This is a genomic window from Pseudomonas sp. Irchel s3h9, assembly GCF_900187475.1.
GTDB classification, from domain to species: Bacteria; Pseudomonadota; Gammaproteobacteria; order Pseudomonadales; family Pseudomonadaceae; genus Aquipseudomonas; species Aquipseudomonas neuropathica.
Genome location: NZ_FYDH01000016.1, coordinates 79,131 through 102,883, shown reverse-complemented (window position 1 = coordinate 102,883; position 23,753 = coordinate 79,131). Strand labels below are relative to the sequence as shown.

Annotated in this window: 20 protein-coding genes; 10 read left to right on the top strand and 10 right to left on the bottom strand. The window is 59.4% G+C overall.

What is annotated here, in order from left to right:
• Positions 1-40: 40 nt before the first annotated feature.
• The 8 genes from rseP to rpsB all read right to left on the bottom strand — a co-directional run bounded on the left by rseP (position 41) and on the right by rpsB (position 7,512).
• Positions 41-1,393 (bottom strand): sigma E protease regulator RseP, encoded by a 1,353-nt coding sequence (gene rseP / locus CKW26_RS23915; RefSeq protein WP_095050401.1) that lies wholly within the window; start codon positions 1,391-1,393, stop codon positions 41-43.
• 54 nt (positions 1,394-1,447) lie between these two features.
• Positions 1,448-2,638, bottom strand: coding sequence for a 1-deoxy-D-xylulose-5-phosphate reductoisomerase (gene ispC / locus CKW26_RS23910; RefSeq protein WP_095050400.1), 1,191 nt, complete (start codon positions 2,636-2,638; stop codon positions 1,448-1,450).
• The gene (locus CKW26_RS23905) at positions 2,635-3,441 is read right to left on the bottom strand and encodes a phosphatidate cytidylyltransferase (protein ID WP_093436592.1); all 807 of its coding nucleotides are present in this window, start codon (positions 3,439-3,441) and stop codon (positions 2,635-2,637) included. The genes ispC and CKW26_RS23905 overlap by 4 nt, the downstream gene beginning before the upstream one ends.
• Positions 3,441-4,196: a polyprenyl diphosphate synthase gene (gene uppS, locus CKW26_RS23900; protein ID WP_007908854.1), complete on the bottom strand. Its 756-nt coding sequence runs from the start codon at positions 4,194-4,196 to the stop codon at positions 3,441-3,443. The genes CKW26_RS23905 and uppS overlap by 1 nt, the downstream gene beginning before the upstream one ends.
• A gap of 14 nt (positions 4,197-4,210) precedes the next feature.
• Complete coding sequence (gene frr, locus CKW26_RS23895) at positions 4,211-4,768, bottom strand: ribosome recycling factor (RefSeq protein WP_095050399.1); 558 nt, start codon at positions 4,766-4,768, stop codon at positions 4,211-4,213.
• Entirely contained in the window at positions 4,765-5,508 is a 744-nt protein-coding gene (gene pyrH, locus CKW26_RS23890) for a UMP kinase (protein ID WP_003222124.1), read from the bottom strand. The genes frr and pyrH overlap by 4 nt, the downstream gene beginning before the upstream one ends.
• Positions 5,509-5,718: 210 nt before the next feature.
• The gene (tsf, locus tag CKW26_RS23885) at positions 5,719-6,582 is read right to left on the bottom strand and encodes a translation elongation factor Ts (protein ID WP_093436595.1); all 864 of its coding nucleotides are present in this window, start codon (positions 6,580-6,582) and stop codon (positions 5,719-5,721) included.
• Positions 6,583-6,774: 192 nt separating this feature from the next.
• A complete protein-coding gene (gene rpsB, locus CKW26_RS23880; RefSeq protein WP_003222119.1) occupies positions 6,775-7,512 on the bottom strand; it encodes a 30S ribosomal protein S2 in 738 nt (245 codons plus the stop codon).
• Between the two features lie 373 nt (positions 7,513-7,885).
• Between rpsB and map the strand changes: the two genes are divergently transcribed.
• The 3 genes from map to dapC are packed head-to-tail and all read left to right on the top strand — an operon-like array spanning position 7,886 to position 12,655.
• A complete protein-coding gene (gene map, locus CKW26_RS23875; protein WP_007908857.1) occupies positions 7,886-8,668 on the top strand; it encodes a type I methionyl aminopeptidase in 783 nt (260 codons plus the stop codon).
• A 41-nt stretch (positions 8,669-8,709) separates the two neighbouring features.
• The gene (locus tag CKW26_RS23870) at positions 8,710-11,412 is read left to right on the top strand and encodes a [protein-PII] uridylyltransferase (RefSeq protein WP_095050398.1); all 2,703 of its coding nucleotides are present in this window, start codon (positions 8,710-8,712) and stop codon (positions 11,410-11,412) included.
• Positions 11,413-11,455: 43 nt separating this feature from the next.
• Positions 11,456-12,655 (top strand): succinyldiaminopimelate transaminase, encoded by a 1,200-nt coding sequence (gene dapC / locus CKW26_RS23865; RefSeq protein WP_095050397.1) that lies wholly within the window; start codon positions 11,456-11,458, stop codon positions 12,653-12,655.
• Between the two features lie 45 nt (positions 12,656-12,700).
• On the opposite strand, the gene CKW26_RS23860 is transcribed toward dapC, so the two are convergent.
• Positions 12,701-14,332 (bottom strand): Na+/H+ antiporter, encoded by a 1,632-nt coding sequence (locus CKW26_RS23860; protein WP_095050396.1) that lies wholly within the window; start codon positions 14,330-14,332, stop codon positions 12,701-12,703.
• A 286-nt stretch (positions 14,333-14,618) separates the two neighbouring features.
• Between CKW26_RS23860 and CKW26_RS23855 the strand changes: the two genes are divergently transcribed.
• The 4 genes from CKW26_RS23855 (at position 14,619) to CKW26_RS23840 (ending at position 17,789) form a co-directional block, all read left to right on the top strand.
• Entirely contained in the window at positions 14,619-14,981 is a 363-nt protein-coding gene (locus tag CKW26_RS23855; protein ID WP_003222107.1) for an ArsC family reductase, read from the top strand.
• 33 nt (positions 14,982-15,014) lie between these two features.
• Entirely contained in the window at positions 15,015-16,049 is a 1,035-nt protein-coding gene (gene dapD / locus CKW26_RS23850) for a 2,3,4,5-tetrahydropyridine-2,6-dicarboxylate N-succinyltransferase (protein WP_095050395.1), read from the top strand.
• 133 nt (positions 16,050-16,182) lie between these two features.
• Positions 16,183-17,388, top strand: a complete 1,206-nt coding sequence (locus CKW26_RS23845; protein ID WP_095050394.1) for an aminotransferase class V-fold PLP-dependent enzyme — start codon at positions 16,183-16,185, stop codon at positions 17,386-17,388.
• The gene (locus CKW26_RS23840) at positions 17,385-17,789 is read left to right on the top strand and encodes a SufE family protein (protein ID WP_095050393.1); all 405 of its coding nucleotides are present in this window, start codon (positions 17,385-17,387) and stop codon (positions 17,787-17,789) included. Before CKW26_RS23845 ends, CKW26_RS23840 begins: the two co-directional genes overlap by 4 nt.
• Before the next feature lie 126 nt (positions 17,790-17,915).
• Here the strand turns inward: CKW26_RS23840 and tcdA are convergent, their stop codons facing one another.
• On the bottom strand, positions 17,916-18,734 hold the full coding sequence (tcdA, locus tag CKW26_RS23835; RefSeq protein WP_095050392.1) for a tRNA cyclic N6-threonylcarbamoyladenosine(37) synthase TcdA: 819 nt from the start codon (positions 18,732-18,734) through the stop codon (positions 17,916-17,918).
• Between the two features lie 214 nt (positions 18,735-18,948).
• Between tcdA and CKW26_RS23830 the strand changes: the two genes are divergently transcribed.
• From CKW26_RS23830 to CKW26_RS23820, 3 genes are all read left to right on the top strand, one after another.
• Entirely contained in the window at positions 18,949-21,537 is a 2,589-nt protein-coding gene (locus tag CKW26_RS23830; RefSeq protein ID WP_095050391.1) for a glycosyltransferase, read from the top strand.
• Positions 21,538-21,739: 202 nt separating this feature from the next.
• A complete protein-coding gene (gene dapE, locus CKW26_RS23825; protein ID WP_095050390.1) occupies positions 21,740-22,891 on the top strand; it encodes a succinyl-diaminopimelate desuccinylase in 1,152 nt (383 codons plus the stop codon).
• Complete coding sequence (locus CKW26_RS23820; protein WP_095050389.1) at positions 22,891-23,700, top strand: putative RNA methyltransferase; 810 nt, start codon at positions 22,891-22,893, stop codon at positions 23,698-23,700. The genes dapE and CKW26_RS23820 overlap by 1 nt, the downstream gene beginning before the upstream one ends.
• The last annotated feature ends 53 nt before the right edge of the window (positions 23,701-23,753 follow it).

Below are 23,753 nucleotides of genomic sequence, written 5' to 3'. Positions count from 1 at the left end.
ACTGCCGCAAAATGCGGCAGATTCGCAATTCAGCGAAGCGTTACAGACGACCCAGATCGTTGACCAGAGCAAGCAACATCACCCCGACCACCAAACTGATACCGATCTGTATCCCCCAACCTTGCACCCGATCCGACAAGGGGCGACCACGCGCCCACTCGATCAGATAAAACAACAAATGCCCCCCATCCAGTACAGGAATGGGCAGCAAATTCAGAACGCCCAGGCTAATACTCAGATAAGCAAGGAAATTCAGGAAATCAGCGACGCCCGACTGGGCAGAAGCGCCCGCCACTTTAGCAATGGTTATCGGTCCACTCAAGTTTTTTACCGAGAGCTCGCCGAACAGCATTTTCTTCAGAGAATCGAGCGTCAGAATGCTCATGGTCCAAGTGCGACGGGCACCCTCACCAATCGCGGCCAACGGACCATAACTGACTTCGCGAATCATCTCCGGTGGCCAGTCGACAGCTTTTACGCCAGCCCCCAGATATCCGCTGGGCGATTTGCTCTCACCGCGCGCCGCAAGGGTCACAGGGACGTCGATTTGAGCATTGTCGCGCTCAATGCGCAGCATGATTTTGGTATCAGGGCGCGTACGTACCGTATCAACCACTTGCTGCCAGTCATTGAGCACCTGACCGTCGAGCGCCAACAGACGATCGCCGGTCTTTAGGCCGGCCGCCTGGGCCGGGCCTTTCGGATCAAGCTCGGCAAGCACCGGCGGCAAGGCCGGGCGCCATGGACGAATCCCCAGAGAGCGAATCGGATCCGGTTCATCTGCGCCTTTGAGCCAGTTATCCAGCTTCAGTTCTCGTGGTGAATCGACAGTCGTGCCCTGTTCGCGCACCAGCAACTGCAGGGAACCGCTTTCACCAAGGCGCCGGACCAATTGCAGATTGACGGCAGCCCAACCGGTAGTCGGCTCACCATCGACAGCAACAATTTCCTGACCAGCGTTCAAACCGGCACTGGCGGCGATACTGCCGGACTCAACTGCACCAATGACCGGGCGAATCTGCTCGCTGCCGAGCATGGCCAATACCCAAAAGAACACCAACGCCAACAGGAAGTTGGCAATGGGCCCGGCGGCAACAATGGCGATACGTTGACGCACGGATTTGCGGTTGAACGACTGGTCAAGCTGATCGACTGGCACTTCGCCTTCGCGCTCATCGAGCATCTTGACGTAGCCACCCAACGGTATCGCCGCGATTACAAATTCGGTGCCTTGCTTGTCATGCCAGCGCAGCAACGGCATGCCGAAGCCTACGGAAAAGCGCAGAACCTTGACGCCACAGCGACGCGCGACCCAGAAATGGCCGAATTCGTGAAAGGTGACCAGCACACCCAAGGCGATCAGGGTGCCGGCAATCATATAGAGCGCGCTCATCTACTTTCTCCGCAATCCTGTTCAGTGCCGCGTGTAGCCATTGTGTTGCAAATTTTATCGAGCGTGACGCTTCAACCATTGCTCAGCCAGGACTCGCGCCTTGGCATCAGCCGTAAACACGGCCTCGAGATCTGCCAATGCAACAACCGGCTCGAGGTTCAAGACTTCCTCGATGATACTCGCGATTTCCAGGTAACGGACCCGTCCGTCGAGAAACGCCGCCACCGCCACTTCATTGGCCGCATTGAGCATCGCCGGAGCGCTGTCGCCAGCCTCGGCAGCTTGCCGCGCCAGACGCAGGCAAGGGAAGCGCTCTTCATCCGGCGCCTCGAAATCCAGACGCGCGACGGCGAACAGATCCAGCGGTGCTACACCGGAATCAATGCGCTCCGGCCAGGCCAGGGCATTGGCAATCGGCGTACGCATATCGGGATTGCCCAACTGCGCCAGTACCGAACCGTCGACATAATCGACCAGCGAGTGAATCACGCTCTGCGGGTGAATCACCACCTCGACCTGCGAAGGCTTTGCATCAAACAACCAACAAGCCTCGATCAGTTCAAGACCTTTATTCATCATGCTGGCCGAATCGACCGAAATCTTGCGCCCCATGGACCAGTTAGGGTGCGCACACGCCTGATCAGGTGAAACATGCGCCAATTCACTCATGGGCGTCTGTCGGAACGGACCACCAGAGGCCGTGAGTAAAATCCGACGGACACCGACCGAGCTCAATCCACGAGCAAAATCCTGTGGCATGCACTGGAAAATCGCGTTGTGTTCGCTGTCGATCGGCAGCAGTACTGAACCGCTCTTGCGCACCGCTTGCATGAACAAGGCGCCGGACATCACCAGCGCCTCTTTATTGGCCAGAAGAATCTTCTTGCCCGCTTCAACGGCCGCCAAGGTCGGACGCAGCCCTGCTGCACCAACGATTGCTGCCATCACCGCGTCGACTTCCGGAGCAGCAGCGACCTGACACAGGCCCTCCTCCCCTACTAATACGCGGGTCGGCAAACCGGCGGCACGCAAATCGTCCTGCAAACTGCGCGCGGCAGTTGCCTCGGGCACCACAGCGAATTGCGGCACGTGGCGCACGCACAAGGCGAAAAGCTCGCTCAAACGCGTGAAACCACTCAACGCGAAAACCTGATAACGCTCAGGATGACGAGCAATGACATCGAGCGTGCTCAGGCCGATCGAGCCCGTCGCACCCAAAACGGTAATCTGTTGTGGGCGACTCACGGTGCAGCCATCCACAGCAGCACGGCGAAGACCGGAATGGCCGCGGTCAGACTGTCGATACGATCAAGCACGCCGCCATGACCGGGCAACAGATTACTGCTGTCCTTGATACCGGACTGACGCTTGAACATGCTTTCGGTCAGATCGCCAACCACGGAGATGAAGACGATCAGCGCAGCGCCAATCAAGCCTTTAAGCAACTCGGCGACGGTCCAGTCGCGGACAAACGCGACAATGGCGGTAATCAGCAGACTCAGCACCAGACCACCGTACACGCCTTCCCAGCTTTTACCCGGACTGACTTGCGGGGCGAGCTTGCGCTTGCCGAATTTGCGCCCGGAGAAGTAAGCACCAATATCGGCACCCCAGACCAACACCATCACCGCCATGATCAGCCAGTTACCTAGCGGGTACTGCTTGATCTGCACCAAACCCTGCCAGGCCGGCAACAGAATCAGCAAGCCAATGACCAGTTTGGTGGCAGCCGTGGACCAATGCTCGCTGGAACGCGGATACGTCAGCACAAGGTAAGTCGCCACCGCCCACCAGAGCACCGAAGCCCCCAGCACCCACGGTGCCAGGCCCGGCAGTACATACATGACGAACAACATCAATGCGACGACCGCAGCATACCCGACGCGGAACGATTGAGCGGTAAATCCCGCCAGACGCGCCCATTCCCAAGCCCCCAGACTCACGACCAGACCGATGAACAGGGCAAAACCCGAACCTTCGAGCAAGAAAAAACCGCACAAGGCGATCGGCAGCAGGATCAGCGCAGTGATGATTCGTTGTTTAAGCATTAAACCCGGGCTCCAGCTTCGACCTGTTCGCTCGTTTTACCGAAGCGACGCTGGCGCGAAGCGAAATCGGCCAGCGCATTACGCATGGCATCGTGTTTGAAGTCCGGCCAGAACAGGTCGGAGAAGTACAACTCGGCGTAAGCCAGTTGCCACAGCAAGAAGTTGCTGATGCGGTGTTCGCCACCGGTACGGATGCACAGGTCCGGCAATGGCAGATCGCCGGTCGCCAGACAGGTTTGCAGCAGATCCGGGGTGATGTCTTCCGGGCGCAGGTGCCCAGCCTGAACTTCACGCGCCAGACGCTGGGCAGCCTGTGCAATATCCCACTGACCGCCGTAATTGGCGGCGATTTGCAGGATGAAACGGTTGGCACCCGCCGTCATCGCTTCAGCTTCACGCATTGCTGCCTGAAGCTCCGGATGAAAGCGTGAACGATCGCCAATGATGCGCAGGCTAATGTTGTTGTCGTTGAGGCGCTTGGCCTCACGACGCAATGCCTTGAAGAACAGATCCATCAAGGCACTGACTTCATCGGCCGGGCGCTGCCAGTTTTCACTGGAAAACGCGAACAGGGTGAGCACCTCGACCTTGGCCTCGGCGCACACCTCGATGACGGCCCGCACAGCATCCACACCCGCTTTATGCCCGGCGACACCCGGCATAAAGCGTTTTTTCGCCCAGCGATTGTTGCCATCCATGATGATCGCGACATGGCGCGGCACCGCGGACGGCGCAGTCTGCTTGGTCTTGTCCATTAAAAGCTCGAACCTTATACGGCCATCAGATCCGCTTCTTTTTGCTTGGTAGCCGCGTCGATATCAGCTTCAGCCTTGTCGGTGATTTTCTGAATATCGGCAGCAGCACGACGTTCTTCGTCTTCGCTGATTTCTTTGTCCTTGACCAGTTTCTTCAGCTCACCCAAAGCGTCACGACGAATGTTGCGCACGGCAACACGCGCGTCTTCGGCAGCACTGCGCGCCTGCTTGGTGAAGCCCTTGCGGGTTTCTTCAGTCAGGGCAGGCATGGAGATCAGCAACAACTCGCCCAGGTTGGTCGGGTTGAGGTTCAGACCAGCGCTCTGGATTGCCTTGTCGACTGCGGCGAGCATGTTGCGCTCGAAGGCAACGACTTGCAGGGTGCGCGAGTCTTTTACAGTGATATTGGCCACTTGGGTGATGGAAGTGTCTGCGCCGTAGTACGGCACCATCACGCTACCCAGAATGCTTGGGTGAGCCTTGCCGGTACGAATCTGACCAAAGGCGTGGATCAGAGAGTCCAGGGATTTCTGCATGCGCTCTTGAGCGTCTTTTTTGATTTCGTTGATCATTGTTGACCTTCCTCGATCAGGGTGCCTTCAGCGCCGCCATGGACGATGTTCAGCAGGGCACCGGGCTTGTTCATGTTGAATACGCGCAGCGGCATTTTGTGGTCGCGGCACAGGCAAATAGCGGTCAGATCCATAACGCCCAGCTTGCGATCCAGTACTTCATCATAAGTCAGATGATCGAACTTCTCGGCATGCGGGTCTTTGAACGGGTCAGCGGTGTAGACGCCATCGACCTTGGTCGCCTTGAGCACGACATCGGCATCGATTTCGATTGCACGCAGGCAGGCTGCCGAATCCGTGGTGAAGAACGGGTTGCCGGTACCGGCAGCGAAGATCACGACGTCTTTGGAGTTCAGGTGACGCATGGCTTTGCGGCGATCGTAGTGATCGGTCACACCCACCATGGAAATCGCCGACATCACGATGGCCGAGATGTTGGCACGTTCCAGCGCATCGCGCATGGCCAGGGCGTTCATCACAGTGGCCAGCATGCCCATGTGGTCACCCGTCACCCGATCCATACCGGCTTTGCTCAGGGCTTCGCCACGGAACAGGTTGCCACCGCCGATCACCAGACCGACCTGTACGCCGATGCCGACCAGTTGGCCGACTTCCAGCGCCATCCGATCCAGCACTTTTGGATCGATCCCGAACTCTTCCGAGCCCATCAGGGCCTCGCCGCTAAGCTTGAGTAGAATGCGTTTATAGCGAGCCTGATAACCACTGCCCTGCTGAGCCATTGCGAATCTCTCCTGCGGCGTATTTAAAAATTCTTTGCGAGCTGTTTACAGCTGGCGTTCACTCTAGCTTGGCGCTGCTTCAGCGCCATCGGAACATGGCTTTGTAAGTCAGTTCCAAGTGGAAACCAATTAAAAATTGGCAACCCCATCTGAAAAGAGGCTGCGCGCGTAAGCGGGCAGCCTCTTTCGGGCGACAGTTGAAAAACCGTCTTATTGCTTGGCGGCAGCCAGCTGGGCAGCAACTTCTTCAGCGAAGTTGTCGACCGGCTTCTCGATGCCTTCGCCTACTTTGTAGTAAGTGAAGGAAACGATTTCTGCGCCGCCTTTCTTGGCCAGCTCGCCAACCTTGATTTCAGGGTTCTTGACGAACGCCTGCTCAACCAGGCTTGCTTCTGCCAGGAACTTGCTGATACGGCCTTTGACCATGTTCTCAACAATGTTTTCTGGCTTGCCTTTGATCTTCTCTTCGTTCAGCTGCAGGAACACAGCTTTTTCACGCTCGATCGCTTCAGCCGAAACTTGCGAAGGCAGCAGGAACTCAGGGTTGCTAGCAGCGACGTGCATCGCGATGTCTTTGGCCAGCTCGACGTCACCGCCTTTCAGAGCCACAACAACACCGATCTTGTTGCCGTGCAGGTACGAACCTACAACGTCACCTTCGATACGGGTCAGACGACGGATGTTGACGTTCTCGCCTACTTTGGCAACCAGCGCTTCACGAGCAGCTTCTTGCGAAGCGATCAGCGGAGCAGCGTCGGTCAGCTTGTCAGCGAAGGCTTTTTCAACGCTGGCAGCAACGAAGTTTTTGAAGTCGTCTTGCAGGGCCAGGAAGTCGGTCTGCGAGTTCACTTCCAGGATAACGGCAGCTTTACCGTCGTCCTTGATTGCGATTGCGCCTTCAGCGGCAACGTTGCCAGCCTTTTTCGCAGCCTTGATCGCGCCCGAAGCACGCATGTCATCAATGGCTTTTTCGATGTCGCCGTCAGCCTTTTCCAGGGCTTTCTTGCAGTCCATCATGCCTTCGCCGGTACGCTCGCGCAGTTCTTTAACCAACGCTGCAGTAATTGCTGCCATTTTCAAATTCCTCTTGGATAGGTTTTCAACCATTCCACCCGATCGAACGGGCGTTCAATTCTTCCCGAGCCCCACCTTGTAGCTGCTGCACGTTACAGGAGCTGTAGCTGCGCTGCCGACAAATGGTTTTCGAGGTGGCAAAAAGGGGGCCAAGCCCCCTTTTTGCTTACTGAGTTAACGCCAGGGCGCTAATTACTCAGCTGCAGCCTGAGTTTCTTCAGCTGCGAATTCTACAGTGCCGCCAGCAACATTGTTGCGACCACGGATCACTGCGTCAGCCATCGAACCCATGTACAGCTGGATAGCGCGGATTGCGTCATCGTTGCCTGGGATGATGTAGTCAACGCCTTCCGGGCTGCTGTTGGTGTCGACAACGCCGATTACCGGGATGCCCAGCTTGTTGGCTTCGGTGATCGCGATGCGCTCGTGGTCAACGTCGATCACGAACAGTGCGTCTGGCAGACCGCCCATGTCCTTGATGCCGCCCAGCGAACGATCCAGCTTTTCCAGGTCACGGGAGCGCATCAGCGCTTCTTTCTTGGTCAGCTTGGCGAAAGTACCGTCTTCGGCTTGAACTTCAAGGTCACGCAGACGCTTGATGGAAGCACGAATGGTTTTGAAGTTGGTCAGCATGCCGCCCAACCAGCGGTGATCGACGTACGGCGAACCGCAACGTGCTGCTTCTTCAGCAACGATCTTGCCAGCGGAACGCTTGGTGCCGACGAACAGAATCTTGTTTTTGCCCTGGGCCAGACGCTCTACGAAAGTCAGAGCTTCGTTGAACATTGGCAGGGTTTTTTCAAGGTTGATGATGTGAATCTTGTTACGCGCGCCGAAAATGTACTTACCCATTTTCGGATTCCAGTAACGGGTTTGGTGACCGAAGTGCACACCGGCCTTCAGCATATCGCGCATATTGACTTGGGACATGATAGTTCCTTAATAAGTCGGGTTTGGCCTCCACGTATCCCAATGACCAACCAATGGCATAAAGCCAAAAGCACCCAGGTCATCGTGTCGACACGTGTGTGGATTTAAGCTTTTCGGGGTATCCCCGGAAAGCGGCGCATTTTATACCACAGGGTGCGCAGAAACGGAACCCGGAATCTGTATTCGCACCAAGGACATGGGCGCAGCCCCCTTGGAATCGGCCCCGAACGCACCATTGTATAGAGAGAAGCGATACACGCGGGCGCTGAATTGCGCCGTGCGTCTGTTAGAATCGCGTTTTTCAGGGTCGCCAATCGAACACTCGCCACCCTATCCGTATCAGCAAGCGCCGCCGAGCGCAGAGAGAGCCTGTATGACCGTCAACCTCAAAACTCCCGAGGACATCGCTGGCATGCGTGTCGCCGGCAAACTGGCCGCCGATGTGCTGGAAATGATTGCCGAACATGTCAAGCCGGGCGTCACCACCGATGAGCTGAACCAGATCTGCCACGACTACATCGTCAACGTGCAGCAAGCCATCCCTGCCCCGCTCAACTACAAGGGCTACCCGAAGTCGATCTGCACCTCGATCAACCACGTGGTCTGCCATGGCATCCCGAACGACAAGCCGCTGAAAAACGGCGACACCCTGAATATCGACGTTACCGTGATCAAAGACGGCTACCACGGCGACACCAGCCGCATGTTCCACGTCGGCGAAGTGCCAGTCTGGGCCGAGCGTCTGTCGCAGATCACCCAGGAATGCATGTACAAGGCGATCGAGATCGTCAAACCCGGCTGCCGCCTCGGCGACATCGGCGAAGTGATCCAGAAGCACGCCGAGAAGAACGGTTTCTCGGTGGTTCGCGAGTTCTGCGGTCACGGCATCGGCAAGGTCTTCCACGAAGAGCCGCAGATCCTCCACTACGGCCGCGCGGGCACCGGCATGGAACTGAAGGCCGGCATGACCTTCACCATCGAGCCGATGATCAACCAGGGCAAGGCCGACACCAAAGTACTGGGCGACGGCTGGACCGCGATCACCAAGGACCGCAAGCTCTCGGCACAGTGGGAACACACCCTGCTGGTCACCGACACCGGCTACGAGATCTTCACTCTGCGCGCCGATGACACCATCCCGCGCGTCTCGGCCTGATCCAGACAACGCTCCCAGCCTTATAGAAGGAAAGCCAATCGATGCCGCAGGTGGATCCCGAACTCTTCGACCGCGGCCAGTTCCAGGCTGAACTGGCCCTGAAAGCGAGTCCTATCGCGGCGTTCAAGAAGGCGATCCGCCAGGCTCGCGAGGTGCTCGACACGCGTTTTCGCAATGGCCGCGACATCCGCCGCCTGATCGAAGACCGCGCCTGGTTCGTCGACAACATCCTGCAAAAGGCCTGGGAGCAGTTCAACTGGAGCGAAGACGCCGACATCGCGCTGGTCGCGGTCGGCGGCTACGGTCGCGGTGAGCTGCACCCGTATTCCGACATCGACTTGCTGATTCTGCTGGACAGTGCCGACCACGAAGTTTTCCGCGACTCCATCGAGCGCTTTCTGACGCTGCTGTGGGACATCGGCCTGGAAGTCGGTCAGAGCGTGCGCTCGGTCGACGAATGCGCCGAAGAGGCCCGTGCTGACCTGACCGTCGTCACCAACCTGATGGAAAGCCGCACCATCTGCGGTCCCGAGCGTCTGCGTCAGCGCATGCTCGATGTCACCAGCACCGCACACATGTGGCCGGCCAAAGAGTTCTTCCTCGCCAAGCGCGCCGAACAAAAGGCACGCCACCACAAATACAACGACACCGAATACAACCTGGAACCCAACGTCAAAGGCTCGCCCGGCGGCCTGCGGGATATCCAGACGATTCTGTGGGTGGCCCGGCGTCAGTACGGCACCCTGAACCTGCGCGCTCTCGCCGGCGAAGGCTTCCTGGTCGAAAGCGAAAACGCCCTGCTCGCCTCCTCTCAGGAATTCCTCTGGAAAGTGCGCTACGCCCTGCACATGCTGGCGGGACGATCGGAAGACCGCTTGCTGTTCGATCACCAGCGCACCATCGCCGGGCTGCTCGGCTTTGAAGGCGACGATGCCAAACAGGCCGTCGAAAACTTCATGCAGCAATATTTCCGTGTGGTGATGAGCATTGCCCAACTCAGCGACCTGATCATCCAGCATTTCGAGGAAGTCATTCTCGCGCCGGAAGACGAAGCTGCGCCGCAGCCGATCAACTCACGCTTCCAGTTGCACGACGGTTATATCGAGGCACGCAACGACAACGCGTTCCGCCGCACGCCATTCGCCATGCTCGAGATCTTCGTGCTGATGGCCCAGCAGCCGGAAATCAAAGGCGTGCGTGCCGACACTATTCGATTGCTGAGGGAAAACCGTCACCTGATCGACGACAACTTCCGCAACGATATTCGCAACACCAGCCTGTTCATCGAGCTGTTCAAGTGCAAGTTCGGCATCCACCGCAACCTGCGCCGGATGAACCGTTACGGCATTCTCGGGCGTTATCTGCCCGAATTCGGCTTTATCGTCGGGCAGATGCAGCACGACCTGTTTCACATCTATACGGTCGATGCGCATACGCTGAACCTGATCAAGCACCTGCGCAAATTGCAGTACACCCAGGTCTCGGAGAAATTTCCGCTGGCCGCCAAACTCATGGCCAAACTGCCTAAGCCCGAACTGATCTACATGGCGGGCCTGTACCACGACATCGGTAAAGGCCGGCATGGCGATCACTCGGAGATCGGCGCAGTCGATGCCGAGGCGTTCTGCCAGCGTCATCAGTTACCGGTGTGGGATAGCCGTCTGATTGTCTGGCTGGTGCAGAACCATCTGGTGATGTCGACCACCGCCCAGCGCAAGGACTTGTCCGACCCGCAGGTGATCCACGATTTTGCCTTGGCGGTTGGCGATGAAACCCGCCTCGACTATCTCTACGTGCTGACCGTGGCCGACATCAACGCGACCAACCCGACGCTGTGGAACTCGTGGCGCGCCAGCCTGTTGCGCCAGCTCTACACCGAGACCAAGCGCGCCTTGCGCCGTGGCCTGGAAAACCCGGTGGACCGCGAAGAGCAGATCCGCCAGACCCAAAGCGCCGCGCTGGATATTCTGGTGCGTGGTGGCACCGACCCGGACGACGTCGAGCAGTTGTGGGCGCAATTGGGCGATGACTATTTCCTGCGCCACACCGCCGGCGACGTGGCCTGGCACAGCGATGCGATCCTGCAGCAACCAGTCGATGGCGGGCCGCTCGTGCTGATCAAGGAAACCACCCAGCGCGAGTTCGAGGGCGGCACGCAAATCTTCATTTATGCACCGGACCAGCACGACTTTTTCGCCGTGACCGTGGCGGCGATGGATCAGTTGAACCTGAACATTCACGACGCCCGGGTCATCACTTCGAGCAGCCAGTTCACCCTCGACACCTACATTGTGCTCGACAACGAAGGCGAATCCATCGGCGACAACCCGGCACGGGTCAAGCAGATCCGCGAAGGCCTGACCGAAGCCCTGCGCAACCCAGACGATTACCCGACGATCATCCAGCGCCGCGTGCCGCGCCAGCTCAAGCATTTCGCCTTTGCGCCGCAGGTCACCATCCACAACGATGCGCAGCGTCCGGTGACCGTGCTGGAGTTGACCGCCCCTGATCGCCCGGGCCTGCTGGCACGGATCGGCGGGATTTTCCTCGAGTTCGACCTGTCGCTGCAGAACGCCAAGATTGCGACCCTCGGCGAGCGGGTGGAAGACGTCTTCTTCATCACCGACGCCCACAACCAACCGTTGTCCGACCCGTTGCTGTGCAGCCGTTTGCAGGATGCGATCGTTGAGCAACTGAGCGTCAATCAGGAACCCGATATCAAACTGTCGCGCCTCAGTATTTGATGGCGCCCCGGATTCAAATGGCTTTGCACGAGACCCAGCCCCAATGAACAACGCTCTGAACCAGCTCCAGCCGTACCCGTTCGAAAAGCTCCGCGCCCTGCTCGGCACCGTCACGCCGAACCCGGACAAACGCCCGATCGCCCTGTCGATCGGCGAGCCGAAACATCGCTCGCCAAGCTTTGTCGCCGAAGCGCTGGCCAACAGTCTGGATCAGATGGCCGTCTACCCGACCACCCTCGGTATCCCCGCCCTGCGCGAGGCCATTGCCGGCTGGTGCGAGCGTCGTTTCGGCGTGCCAAGCGGCTGGATCGATCCGGCGCGTAACGTGCTGCCGGTCAATGGCACCCGTGAAGCGCTGTTCGCGTTCACCCAGACCGTAGTCAACCGTGGCGATGATGCGTTGGTGGTCAGCCCGAACCCGTTCTACCAGATCTACGAAGGCGCCGCGTTCCTCGCCGGGGCCAAGCCGCACTACCTGCCGTGCCTGGACGAGAACGGCTTCAACCCGGATTTCGATGCCGTTTCGCCGGACATCTGGAAACGTTGCCAGATCCTGTTCCTCTGCTCGCCGGGCAACCCGACCGGCGCGCTGATCCCGGTCGACGCCCTGAAAAAACTGATCGCTTTGGCCGACGAGTACGACTTCGTGATCGCCGCCGACGAGTGCTACAGCGAGTTGTACTTCGACGAGCAAACGCCGCCGCCGGGCTTGCTGACGGCCTGCGTTGAATTGGGTCGCAAGGACTTCAAACGCTGCGTGGTGTTCCACAGCCTGTCCAAGCGTTCCAACTTGCCAGGCCTGCGCTCCGGCTTTGTGGCGGGCGACGCCGATATCCTCAAAGGCTTCCTGCTGTATCGCACCTACCACGGCTGCGCAATGCCGGTACAAACCCAACTGGCCAGCGTTGCCGCGTGGAACGACGAGGTCCACGTGCGCGCCAACCGCGCTCTGTACCGGGAAAAATTCGATGCCGTGCTGGAAATTCTCAGCCTGGTGATGGACGTGCAGCGTCCGGATGGCAGCTTCTATCTGTGGCCGAACGTGCAAGGTGATGACGCCGCATTCTGCCGCGACCTGTTTGAGCAAGAGCACGTGACCGTGGTGCCGGGTTCGTACCTGTCCCGTGATGTCGATGGCGTCAACCCGGGCGCAGGCCGTGTGCGCATGGCGCTGGTTGCCCCCCTGGCCGAATGTGTCGAAGCCGCCGAACGGATTCGCGCCTTCATCACTCGCCAGCAGTAATCATCAAAAGTCCGCACCAGGCATCTGGTGCGGACTCTTGATGGGTTATTTGACCTTCCCCAGATTGGCCTCACTCAAATCCAGATCGGCCAACACTTCTCTGAGGACGTCATCACCTATCTGGTGATGACGACTGAGGCTATAGAGTTCCAGACGCTGTGCCCTGAGCGCTTTCAGGCGCATGCGCCGCTCGAGTAAATCCATCTGAAACGCGAGGGCCTGCGCTTCGGCGGAATCGTTGAAAACGTCCAGTTGATGGCGATATTCGGACATGATCCGCGCCTTCAACTCGGCGGACAAAGCGGCCTGAGCAGCGTCCTGCGGAGTGGTTTCCTCTGTCTCGAGCGCATGAATCGCCGCTTCCGCGGTTTTGCGCCAGGCATCGCGCACTTCCTGGCGTCGCTTGTCGTCCGGGCTTTTTTCAATCCCGCGCAACAACAGCGGCAGCGCGATGCATGCCGAAATCAGCGACAGCAGAATCACCCCGGCGGCGATGAAGATCAGCAGGTCACGCTCGGGAAACGTATCCGTGCCCATCAACATCGGCACCGACATCACGCCGGCCAGCGTTACTGCACCGCGCACACCGCCGACAGTCAGCAGCCAGCAGGAGCGCGCGGTCGGGACTTGCGTCAGCTCGCCCTTGCCGCGCAAGCGGCGCAACAGCACCGATAAACGCCAGATGCTCTGCACCCAGATAAACCGCAACAAAACCAGCGCAAGAAAAATCGCCACGACATCGAGGCAGCGATAGAACAACGTCGGCCACAACGTCGGCTCGTGACTGACCACGGCTTTGATGATGTCCGGCAATTGCAGGCCGAGCAGGAGGAAAATCAAACCATTGAAAGCGAACTCCAGCAGCGACCAGACGCTGCGATTAAGCAATCGGGTGCTGGTCTGCCTTGGCAACAGATCGAGCCAGCTCTGCATCATCCCCGCCGCCACGGCCGAGAGAATGCCCGAGACGCCAAGACGTTCCGCCAGCACATAAGCCGCGAACGGCAGCAACAACATGAACACCACATGAGTCGCCGGATCATCCCAGCCACGGGCAATCATCCACGCCCGCAAGCGCCCGACCAGCCAGCTCAAGGCCACACCGACCGCCAACCCGCCGAGCGCCACCAGGACGAAAGTCAGGCTGGCATTGGTCAGCGAGAACACGCCTGTGATGGCCGCCACCAGGGCGAACTTGAAGGTCACCAGACCGGAGGCATCGTTCATCAGCGCCTCGCCCTGCAATATATGCATCAACGGGGTCGGCAAGCGGTTTTGCGAAATGGCCGACACCGCCACAGCGTCGGTGGGCGACAACACCGCCGCCAAGGCGAACGCTACCGGCAGTGGAATGGACGGCAACAGCCAATGAATGAAGTACCCGGCGCCGACCACAGTGAACAACACCAGCCCCACCGCCAGCGTGAGGATCGGCCCGCGCAAATGCCAGAACTCGCGCTTGGGCATGCGCCAGCCATCGGAAAACAGCAGGGGCGGCAGGAACAGAAACAGGAACAATTCGGGATCGAGGGCCACATGCAGACCCAAGGTCGGCCAGGCGAGCAAGGCGCCGGCGGCAATCTGGACCAGTGGCAGAGGCAGCGGAATGACCCGCCCAACCAGACGCGAAACGCTAACCAGCATCAGCAGGATCAGGACGGTGTAAGCAGTTTGCATATAGCGGAAATCTCAGACAATCGACAGCGTTGAACTGCCATATTAGCCGCTTAGGATGCGTCTGACCGCTGCACCTATGTCGCACGCACCAAAGCCAAACCTGTAGGAGCTGCAGCACGCTGCGATCGTTTGATCTTTGAAACAAAATCAAAAGATCGCAGCCTCGTTTCACTCGACAGCTCCTACAGGGATTTATGCAAGGAAATGAAGCCGGGCGCCCGAAACCGTTCGGTCATGGCATAATCCGACACCATTTTTCTCCAGCACCTGTAAAGGGGGCGATTCCTTGACCGTTTCAAGTAAAACGTTGCACCTTTTCGGCATCAAAGCCTGCGACACCATGAAGAAGGCGCGCACCTGGCTCGATGAACACGCTGTCAGCTACGACTTTCACGATTACAAAACCGCCGGCATCGACCGTGAGCACCTGACCCAATGGTGTGACGAACATGGCTGGCAAACGGTGTTGAACCGTGCAGGCACGACCTTTCGCAAACTCGACGACGAACGCAAAGCCGATCTCGACCAGTCGAAAGCCATCGAACTGATGCTCGCTCAACCCTCGATGATCAAGCGCCCGGTGCTCGATCTCGGTGATCGAACCCTGATTGGCTTCAAGCCAGATATCTACGCGGCCGCTCTGAAGTAAGCAGCCCGTCACTCTTTGTAGAGGTGTATTTACATGTCCAATTCCCTGTTCAGCATCGCCTTTGGTGTCGGCACTCAGAACCGTCAAGGCGCGTGGCTGGAAGTGTTCTACGCACAGCCACTGCTCAACCCTTCGGCCGAACTGGTCGCGGCGGTTGCGCCGATCCTCGGTTACACCGATGGCAACCAGGCCATCACCTTCACCACCGCTCAGGCGGCGCAACTGGCTGAAGCCGTGAAAGGCATCGACGCCGTACAAGGCAAGCTGCTGACACGTCTGGCGGAAAGCCACAAGCCGCTGGTCGCCACCCTGCTGGCCGAAGACGCGCAACTGACCTCGACACCTGAGGCTTACCTCAAGCTGCACCTGCTGTCGCACCGTCTGGTCAAGCCGCACGGCGTGAGCCTGGCCGGGATCTTCCCGCTGCTGCCGAACGTAGCGTGGACCAGCCAAGGCGCCATCGACCTGAGCGAACTGGCGGAAATGCAACTGGAAGCCCGTCTGCGTGGCGAGCTGCTGGAAGTGTTCTCGGTGGACAAGTTCCCGAAAATGACCGACTACGTGGTACCGGCTGGCGTGCGCATCGCTGACGCCGCGCGTCTGCGTCTGGGTGCTTACGTGGGCGAAGGCACCACCGTGATGCACGAAGGCTTCATCAACTTCAACGCCGGCACCGAAGGCCCGGGCATGATCGAAGGCCGCGTTTCCGCTGGCGTATTCGTCGGCAAGGGCTCGGACCTGGGCGGCGGTTGCTCGACCATGGGCACCCTGTCGGGCGGCGGCAACATCGTGATCAAGGTCGGCGAAGGCTGCCTGATCGGCGCCAACGCCGGTATCGGTATCCCGTTGGGCGACCGCAACACCGTTGAGTCGGGCCTCTATGTGACGGCCGGTACCAAGGTTGCGCTGCTCGACGAGCACAACAATCTGGTTAAAGTCGTGAAAGCGCGTGAGCTGGCCGGTCAGACTGACCTGCTGTTCCGTCGCAATTCGGAAACCGGTGCTGTGGAGTGCAAAACCCACAAATCGGCGATCGAACTGAACGAAGCGCTGCACGCTCACAACTAAGTGCTTGAATAATCCATTGTAGGAGTGAGCCTGCTCGCGATGCTTTTAGCGCCCTCACGGACGCCATCGCGAGCAGGCTCACTCCTACAGGATTTGGCGTACATCCCGCCCCTCTTCACCAGGGCTAAAAACTGTGATGATTCCCTCCCCGTGGCGTGCCGATTTCCCGGCCATCGCCGCGCTGCAACGGCAAGACCAGACCTATCTGGACAACGCCGCCACCACGCAAAAACCCCAAGCCCTGCTCGACGCACTGACGCATTACTACGCCAACGGCGCAGCCAATGTGCATCGTGCGCAACACCTGCCCGGCGCTCATGCCACGCAGGCGTTCGAGGACAGTCGGTTGAAGGTGGCCCAGTGGCTGAATGCCGGTGACAGCGGGCAAATCATCTTTACTCACGGCGCCACCAGTGCGCTGAACCTCCTGGCGTATGGCCTGGAACCTCTTTTTCAACCGGGCGATGAAATTGTCATCAGCGCCCTGGAGCACCACGCCAACCTGCTGCCGTGGCAGCAACTGGCACAACGGCGCAATCTGAAGCTGGTGATCCTGCCGCTGGATGCCGACGGCCTGATCGACCTTGCTGCCGCCGTACATTTGATCGGTCCGCGCACGCGTTTACTGGCGGTCAGTCAGTTGTCCAATGTGCTCGGCGCCTGGCAGCCGTTGCCAGCATTACTCGGCATGGCCAAGGCGCAGAACGCGCTGACCGTGGTCGATGGCGCGCAAGGCGTGGTGCATGGTCGGCATGACGTGCAGGCGCTGGGTTGCGACTTCTACGTGTTTTCCAGCCACAAGCTGTATGGGCCGGATGGTTTAGGCGTTCTGTTCGGGCTCAATGCAGCGCTTGAACAACTGAAGCCTTGGCAGTTTGGCGGCGAAATGGTGCTGGAAGCCAACTACCACGACGCGCGCTTCCGCCCTGCTCCGCTGGGTTTTGAAGCGGGCACACCGCCGATTGCCAGTGTGATCGGCCTAGGTGCGACGCTGGATTATCTGGCCGGTCTGGATCAGGACGCGGTGTCCGCCCACGAGGCTGCGCTGCATGACTATCTGCTGCGTGGCCTTGCCGCCCGTAACGGCATTCGTTTGCTCGGCAAGCCGCAATTGGCGCTGGCGAGTTTTGTTGTCGAGGGTGTGCATAACGCCGATCTCGCGCATCTTTTGACTGAGCAAGGTATTGCCGTGCGCGCCGGGCATCACTGCGCGATGCCGCTGCTGAAAAGCTTCGAACTGGCTGGGGCGATTCGGGTGTCGCTGGCGCTGTACAACGATTCCGAGGATCTGGAACGCTTCTTTGAAGCGCTGGATCAGGCGCTGGAGTTGTTGCGATGAGTTTGCCGGTTGAGGCCGCCGAGGCGCTGCAGACTTTTCAGAATGCAGCGGGCTGGGAACAACGGGCGCGGTTGTTGATGCAGTTTGGTGATCGTTTGCCGCCACTAAGTGACGCCGACAAGTGTGACGCTAACCGGGTGCATGGCTGTGAGAGTCAGGTCTGGCTGGTTGGTGAACTGCACGACGGTCACTGGCAATTCAGCGCCAGCAGCGATGCACGGATGATTCGTGGGTTGGTGGCGTTGTTGCTGTTGCGGGTTAACGGTTTGTCGGCCACTGAACTGCAGCAGGTTGATTTACCGGACTGGTTCAATCAGCTAGGGCTTTCGCGACAACTATCGCCATCGCGCAGTAATGGCCTCAATGCCGTGCTCCAGCGAATGAATGATCTGGCGCGCTAACTGATCGTTCCCATGCTCTGCGTGGGAATGCCTCATCGGACGCTCCGCGTTCGGCTCTGGATGGGACGCGGAGCGTCCCGGGCTGCATTCCCACGCGGAGCGTGGGAACGATCAAGGCCTCACCGATCAAACCTGAGGTTTGACTCGGTCAGCCGGGCGCCGAACACCCGCGACAATCTTGTCCACAGCCTTGGTCGCCGCAACCATGCCGAACGTCGCTGTGACCATCATCACCGCACCAAACCCGCCGGCGCAGTCGAGCTTCACGCCATCGCCGACAAAACTCTTCTGCAAACAAATACTGCCATCCGGTTTCGGGTAGCGCAGCTGTTCCGTGGAAAACACACACGGCACACTGTAATGGCGGGTCACGGTGCGCGAAAAACCATAATCACGACGCAACGTCGAACGCACTTTCGAGGCCAACGGGTCGTTGAACGTGCGGTTGAGATCGCACACCTGAATCAGCGTCGGATCGATCTGCCCGCCCGCACCGCCGGTAGTGATGATCTGGATCTTGCGGCGCTTGCACCAGGCAATCAGCGCAGCCTTGGCGTTGACCGCGTCAATGCAGTCGATCACACAGTCGATGTTCGGTGTGATGTATTCGGCCATGGTCTCGCGGGTGACAAAATCCGCCACGGCGTGCACGGTGCAATCCGGGTTGATCCCGCGCAGACGCTCGGCCATCACTTCGACCTTGGGCTTGCCGACGGTGCTGTCCAGCGCGTGCAACTGGCGGTTGGCGTTGCTGACGCAAACGTCATCAAGGTCGAACAGCGAAATCTCGCCGACGCCACAACGGGCCATGGCTTCCGCCGCCCAGGAACCGACGCCACCGACGCCGACAATCGCCACATGGGCCGCGCGCAAGCGCTCCATGCCTTCGATGCCATACAAACGGGCGATGCCTGCAAACCGCGGATCTTCTGTACTCATGACCATTACCCCAAAAACCGGCGCGCATTATAGGGCTACACAGCGACAAGTTTTAAGCTTCGAACTACAAGTGTAAGAACTTAAGTCAAAGTCGGCTGCCCAATGTCGGGCATTTCCCTGTCTGATGTACGACTTGCGAACTGCCGGTGTAGGATGCGCGCCCCTCGGGCGTATAGCCGACCGATCCTCCGTTCCACAGCCTTTGGAACCCGAAATAGCTATGTCATCGCGTAAATTTGGACTCAACCTGGTGGTGGTTCTGGCAATCGCCGCCCTGTTCACCGGTTTCTGGGCGCTGATCAATCGCCCGGTTTCCGCGCCGAACTGGCCGGAGCAGATCTCCGGTTTCTCCTATTCGCCGTTCCAGCAGGGACAATATCCGCAAAAAGATCAGTACCCGACTGACGACGAAATGCGCCGCGACCTGGAGATCATGAGCAAGCTGACGGACAACATCCGCATCTACTCGGTCGACGGCTCGCTGCAAGACATCCCGAAACTGGCTGAAGAATTCGGCCTGCGCGTGACATTGGGGATCTGGATCAGCCCCGATCAGGAACGCAACGAACGGGAAATCACCCGAGCCATCGAACTGGCCAACACTTCACGCAGCGTGGTTCGCGTGGTGGTCGGTAACGAAGCGATCTTCCGCAAGGAAATCACCGCCCAAGAGCTGAGCGTGCTGCTCGATCGCGTGCGCGCGGCGGTGAAAGTGCCGGTGACCACCTCCGAGCAATGGCACGTCTGGGAAGAACACCCGGAACTGGCCAAGCACGTTGACCTGATCGCTGCGCACGTTCTGCCGTACTGGGAATTCATCCCGGTCGACAAGGCCGGGCAGTTCGTTTTCGACCGCGCCCGCGATCTGAAAAAGATGTTCCCGAAAAAACCGCTGCTGCTCTCCGAAGTCGGCTGGCCGAGCAACGGTCGCATGCGCGGTGGCGCCGATGCGTCGCCGGCGGATCAGGCGATCTACCTGCGCACACTGGTCAACAAGCTCAACCGCCAAGGCTTCAACTACTTCGTGATCGAAGCGTTTGACCAGCCGTGGAAGGCCAGCGACGAAGGCTCGGTCGGCGCGTACTGGGGCGTGTTCAACGCTGCGCGTCAGCAGAAATTCAACTTCGAAGGCCCGGTGGTCGCGATCCCGCAATGGCGAGTGCTGGCAGTCGGTTCGGTGGTATTGGCGTTGCTGTCGCTGACCCTGCTGATGATCGACGGCTCGGCGCTGCGTCAGCGTGGGCGGATCTTCCTGACCTTTATCGCCTTCCTCTGTGGTTCGGTGCTGGTGTGGATCGGTTACGACTACAGCCTGCAATACAGCACGTGGTTCAGTTTGACGGTCGGCTTCCTCTTGGCACTGGGTGCGCTCGGAGTGTTTATCGTCTTGCTGACGGAAGCCCATGAACTGGCCGAAGCGGTGTGGATTCACAAGCGGCGGCGTGAGTTCCTGCCGGTCGAGGGCGACTCCAGCTATCGCCCGAAAGTCTCGATCCATGTGCCGTGCTACAACGAGCCGCCGGACATGGTCAAACAGACCCTCGACGCCCTCGCCGCCCTCGATTATCCGGACTACGAAGTCCTGATCATCGACAACAACACCAAGGACCCGGCGGTGTGGGAACCGGTGCGCGACTACTGCGCAACCCTCGGTCCGCGCTTCAAGTTCTTCCACGTCTCGCCCCTGGCCGGTTTCAAGGGTGGCGCGCTGAACTACCTGATTCCGCACACCGCCAAGGATGCCGAAGTGATCGCGGTGATCGACTCCGATTACTGCGTGCATCCGAACTGGCTCAAGCACATGGTGCCGCACTTCGCTGACCCGAAAATCGCCGTGGTGCAGTCGCCGCAGGATTACCGCGATCAGAACGAAAGCACCTTCAAGAAGCTCTGCTACGCCGAATACAAAGGCTTCTTCCATATCGGCATGGTCACTCGTAACGACCGTGACGCAATCATCCAGCACGGCACCATGACCATGACCCGCCGCTCGGTGCTGGAAGAATTGGGCTGGGCCGACTGGTGCATCTGTGAAGACGCCGAACTCGGTCTGCGCGTGTTCGAAAAAGGCTTGTCGGCGGCGTATTACCACGACAGCTACGGCAAGGGCCTGATGCCGGATACGTTTATCGACTTCAAGAAACAGCGTTTCCGCTGGGCCTACGGTGCGATTCAGATCATCAAACGCCACACCGGCAGTCTGCTGCGTGGCAAGGACACCGAGCTGACCCGTGGCCAGCGTTACCACTTCCTCGCGGGCTGGTTGCCGTGGGTCGCGGACGGCATGAACATCTTCTTCACCGTCGGCGCGCTGTTGTGGTCGGCGGCAATGATCATCGTGCCGCAACGGGTCGATCCGCCGCTGCTGATCTTCGCGATCCCGCCACTGGCGCTGTTCGTGTTCAAGGTCGGCAAGATCATCTTCCTCTACCGTCGCGCGGTCGGCGTGAACCTGAAAGATGCGTTTTGCGCGGCACTGGCCGGGCTGGCGTTATCGCACACCATCGCCAAAGCGGTGTTGTACGGTTTCTTCACCAGCAGCATTCCGTTCTTCCGCACGCCGAAAAACGCCGACAACCATGGTTTCTGGGTGGCGATTTCCGAAGCGCGCGAAGAGCTGTTCATCATGCTGCTGTTGTGGGGCGCGGCGCTGGGGATCTTCCTGGTCAACGGCATGCCGAGCAACGACATGCGTTTCTGGGTGGTGATGTTGCTGGTGCAGTCGCTGCCGTATCTGGCGGCGCTGATCATGGCGTTCCTGTCGTCGCTGCCTAAACCGGCCACGGCGCCTGAGCCGGCAACAGCATAATCAGTAACGGATACGTCAAACGGCGGCCTTCGGGCCGCCGTTTTGCTTTAGAATGACCGCCTTTTTCAATGCCAACAAACTCGGTAGGAGCTGCCGAAGGCTGCGATCTTTTGATCTTGCTGTTGATTTTAAAAAACAAAATCAAAAGATCGCAGCCTGCGGCAGCTCCTACAGGTTTACCGTGCGCACCCGGAGTTATTACATGACGGCCCACGCCGACCTTTCGCCGACCCTCCAACTCGCCATCGACCTGATCCGCCGTCCGTCCGTGACGCCGGTCGACGCCGATTGCCAGAAGCAGATGATGCAGCGCCTGGGCGATGCCGGTTTCAGCCTCGAGCCGATGCGCATCGAAGATGTGGATAACTTCTGGGCGACCCACGGCAACAACGACGGCCCGGTGCTGTGCTTCGCCGGCCACACCGACGTGGTGCCGACCGGCCCGGTCACGGCGTGGCAGATCGACCCGTTCAACGCGCTGATCGACGAACACGGCATGCTCTGCGGCCGTGGCGCGGCGGACATGAAAGGCAGCCTGGCGTCGATGACCGTCGCCGCCGAGCGCTTTGTCGCTGACTACCCGAACCACAAGGGCAAGGTCGCGTTCCTGATCACCAGCGACGAAGAAGGCCCGGCGCACCACGGCACCAAGGCTGTGGTCGAGCGTCTGGCTGCACGTAACGAGCGTCTGGACTGGTGCATCGTCGGCGAACCGTCGAGCACCACCCTGGTTGGCGACGTGGTGAAAAACGGCCGTCGTGGCTCGCTGGGCGCCAAGCTCACGGTCAAAGGCATTCAGGGTCACGTCGCCTATCCGCACCTGGCGAAGAATCCGATCCACCTCGCCGCTCCGGCGCTGGCCGAACTGGCCGCCGAGCACTGGGATCACGGCAACGATTTCTTCCCGCCGACCAGTTTCCAGATCTCCAACGTCAACTCCGGCACCGGCGCGACCAACGTGATTCCGGGGGATCTGGTGGCGGTATTCAACTTCCGCTTCTCCACCGAATCGACCGTCGAAGGCCTGCAGAAACGCGTGGCCGATATTCTCGACAAGCACGATCTGGACTGGCACATCGACTGGGCACTGTCCGGCCTGCCGTTCCTCACCGAACCAGGCGCACTGCTCGACGCGGTGTCGGCGAGCATCAAGGACATCACCGGTCGCGAGACTAAAGCGTCCACCAGCGGCGGAACGTCCGACGGCCGTTTCATCGCGACCATGGGCACGCAAGTGGTTGAACTGGGCCCGGTCAACGCGACCATCCACCAGGTCAACGAACGCGTACTGGCAGCCGATCTCGACGTACTGACCGAGATCTACTACCAGACCCTGATCAAGTTGCTCGCCTGATGCTCGCTTGCCCCATCTGCAGTGAACCGCTGAATGCGGTGGACAACGGCGTGGTCTGCCCCGCCGGCCATCGCTTCGACCGTGCGCGCCAGGGTTACCTGAACCTGTTGCCGGTGCAGCACAAAAACAGCCGCGACCCTGGCGACAACCAGGCCATGGTCGAAGCACGCCGGGACTTCTTGAACGCAGGGCATTACGCGCCGGTGGCCAAGCGTCTGGCCGAGCTGGCGGCGAGTTATGCGCCAGATCGCTGGGTCGATATCGGTTGTGGAGAGGGTTACTACACCGCGCAGATCGCCGAGGCCTTGCCGAACGCTGACGGCTACGCACTGGACATTTCCCGCGAAGCGGTCAAACGTGCCTGCAAGCGTAATCCGGCGATCACTTGGTTGATCGCCAGCATGGCCCGCGTGCCGTTGGCGTCGGGCAGTTGCCAGTTTCTCGCCAGCGTTTTCAGTCCTCTGGACTGGGAAGAAGCCAAGCGGCTGCTCAGTGTCGGCGGCGGTCTGATGAAAGTCGGCCCGACCAGCGGCCACCTGATGGAGTTGCGCGAACGTCTTTATGACGAAGTGCGCGAATACACCGACGACAAGCATCTGGCCCTGGTGCCGGAAGGCATGACGCTGGCGCACAGTGAAACCCTGGAATTCAAGCTGACGCTGGAAAAGCCTGAGGATCGCGCCAACCTGTTGGCGATGACACCCCACGGCTGGCGCGCCAGTGCCGAGCGTCGTGCCGCGGTGATCGAACAGGCTGAGCCGTTCGTGACCACCGTGTCGATGCGCTACGATTATTTCGTTCTTCAATAACTTTTGGTCTCGGGCGAGTGCCCGGGGCCGGCTAAATCCGCGAATGGATTTTT

What these genes read in the sequence shown, in the direction of transcription:
- rseP (WP_095050401.1), bottom strand. Translation starts at nt 1,393, where the DNA reads ATGAGCGCGCTCTATATGATTGCCGGCACCCTGATCGCCTTGGGTGTG.
- CKW26_RS23905 (WP_093436592.1), bottom strand. Translation starts at nt 3,441, where the DNA reads ATGCTTAAACAACGAATCATCACTGCGCTGATCCTGCTGCCGATCGCC.
- uppS (WP_007908854.1), bottom strand. Translation starts at nt 4,196, where the DNA reads ATGGACAAGACCAAGCAGACTGCGCCGTCCGCGGTGCCGCGCCATGTC.
- frr (WP_095050399.1), bottom strand. Translation starts at nt 4,768, where the DNA reads ATGATCAACGAAATCAAAAAAGACGCTCAAGAGCGCATGCAGAAATCC.
- pyrH (WP_003222124.1), bottom strand. Translation starts at nt 5,508, where the DNA reads ATGGCTCAGCAGGGCAGTGGTTATCAGGCTCGCTATAAACGCATTCTA.
- tsf (WP_093436595.1), bottom strand. Translation starts at nt 6,582, where the DNA reads ATGGCAGCAATTACTGCAGCGTTGGTTAAAGAACTGCGCGAGCGTACC.
- rpsB (WP_003222119.1), bottom strand. Translation starts at nt 7,512, where the DNA reads ATGTCCCAAGTCAATATGCGCGATATGCTGAAGGCCGGTGTGCACTTC.
- map (WP_007908857.1), top strand. Translation starts at nt 7,886, where the DNA reads ATGACCGTCAACCTCAAAACTCCCGAGGACATCGCTGGCATGCGTGTC.
- CKW26_RS23870 (WP_095050398.1), top strand. Translation starts at nt 8,710, where the DNA reads ATGCCGCAGGTGGATCCCGAACTCTTCGACCGCGGCCAGTTCCAGGCT.
- dapC (WP_095050397.1), top strand. Translation starts at nt 11,456, where the DNA reads ATGAACAACGCTCTGAACCAGCTCCAGCCGTACCCGTTCGAAAAGCTC.
- CKW26_RS23860 (WP_095050396.1), bottom strand. Translation starts at nt 14,332, where the DNA reads ATGCAAACTGCTTACACCGTCCTGATCCTGCTGATGCTGGTTAGCGTT.
- dapD (WP_095050395.1), top strand. Translation starts at nt 15,015, where the DNA reads ATGTCCAATTCCCTGTTCAGCATCGCCTTTGGTGTCGGCACTCAGAAC.
- CKW26_RS23840 (WP_095050393.1), top strand. Translation starts at nt 17,385, where the DNA reads ATGAGTTTGCCGGTTGAGGCCGCCGAGGCGCTGCAGACTTTTCAGAAT.
- tcdA (WP_095050392.1), bottom strand. Translation starts at nt 18,734, where the DNA reads ATGGTCATGAGTACAGAAGATCCGCGGTTTGCAGGCATCGCCCGTTTG.
- CKW26_RS23830 (WP_095050391.1), top strand. Translation starts at nt 18,949, where the DNA reads ATGTCATCGCGTAAATTTGGACTCAACCTGGTGGTGGTTCTGGCAATC.
- dapE (WP_095050390.1), top strand. Translation starts at nt 21,740, where the DNA reads ATGACGGCCCACGCCGACCTTTCGCCGACCCTCCAACTCGCCATCGAC.
- CKW26_RS23820 (WP_095050389.1), top strand. Translation starts at nt 22,891, where the DNA reads ATGCTCGCTTGCCCCATCTGCAGTGAACCGCTGAATGCGGTGGACAAC.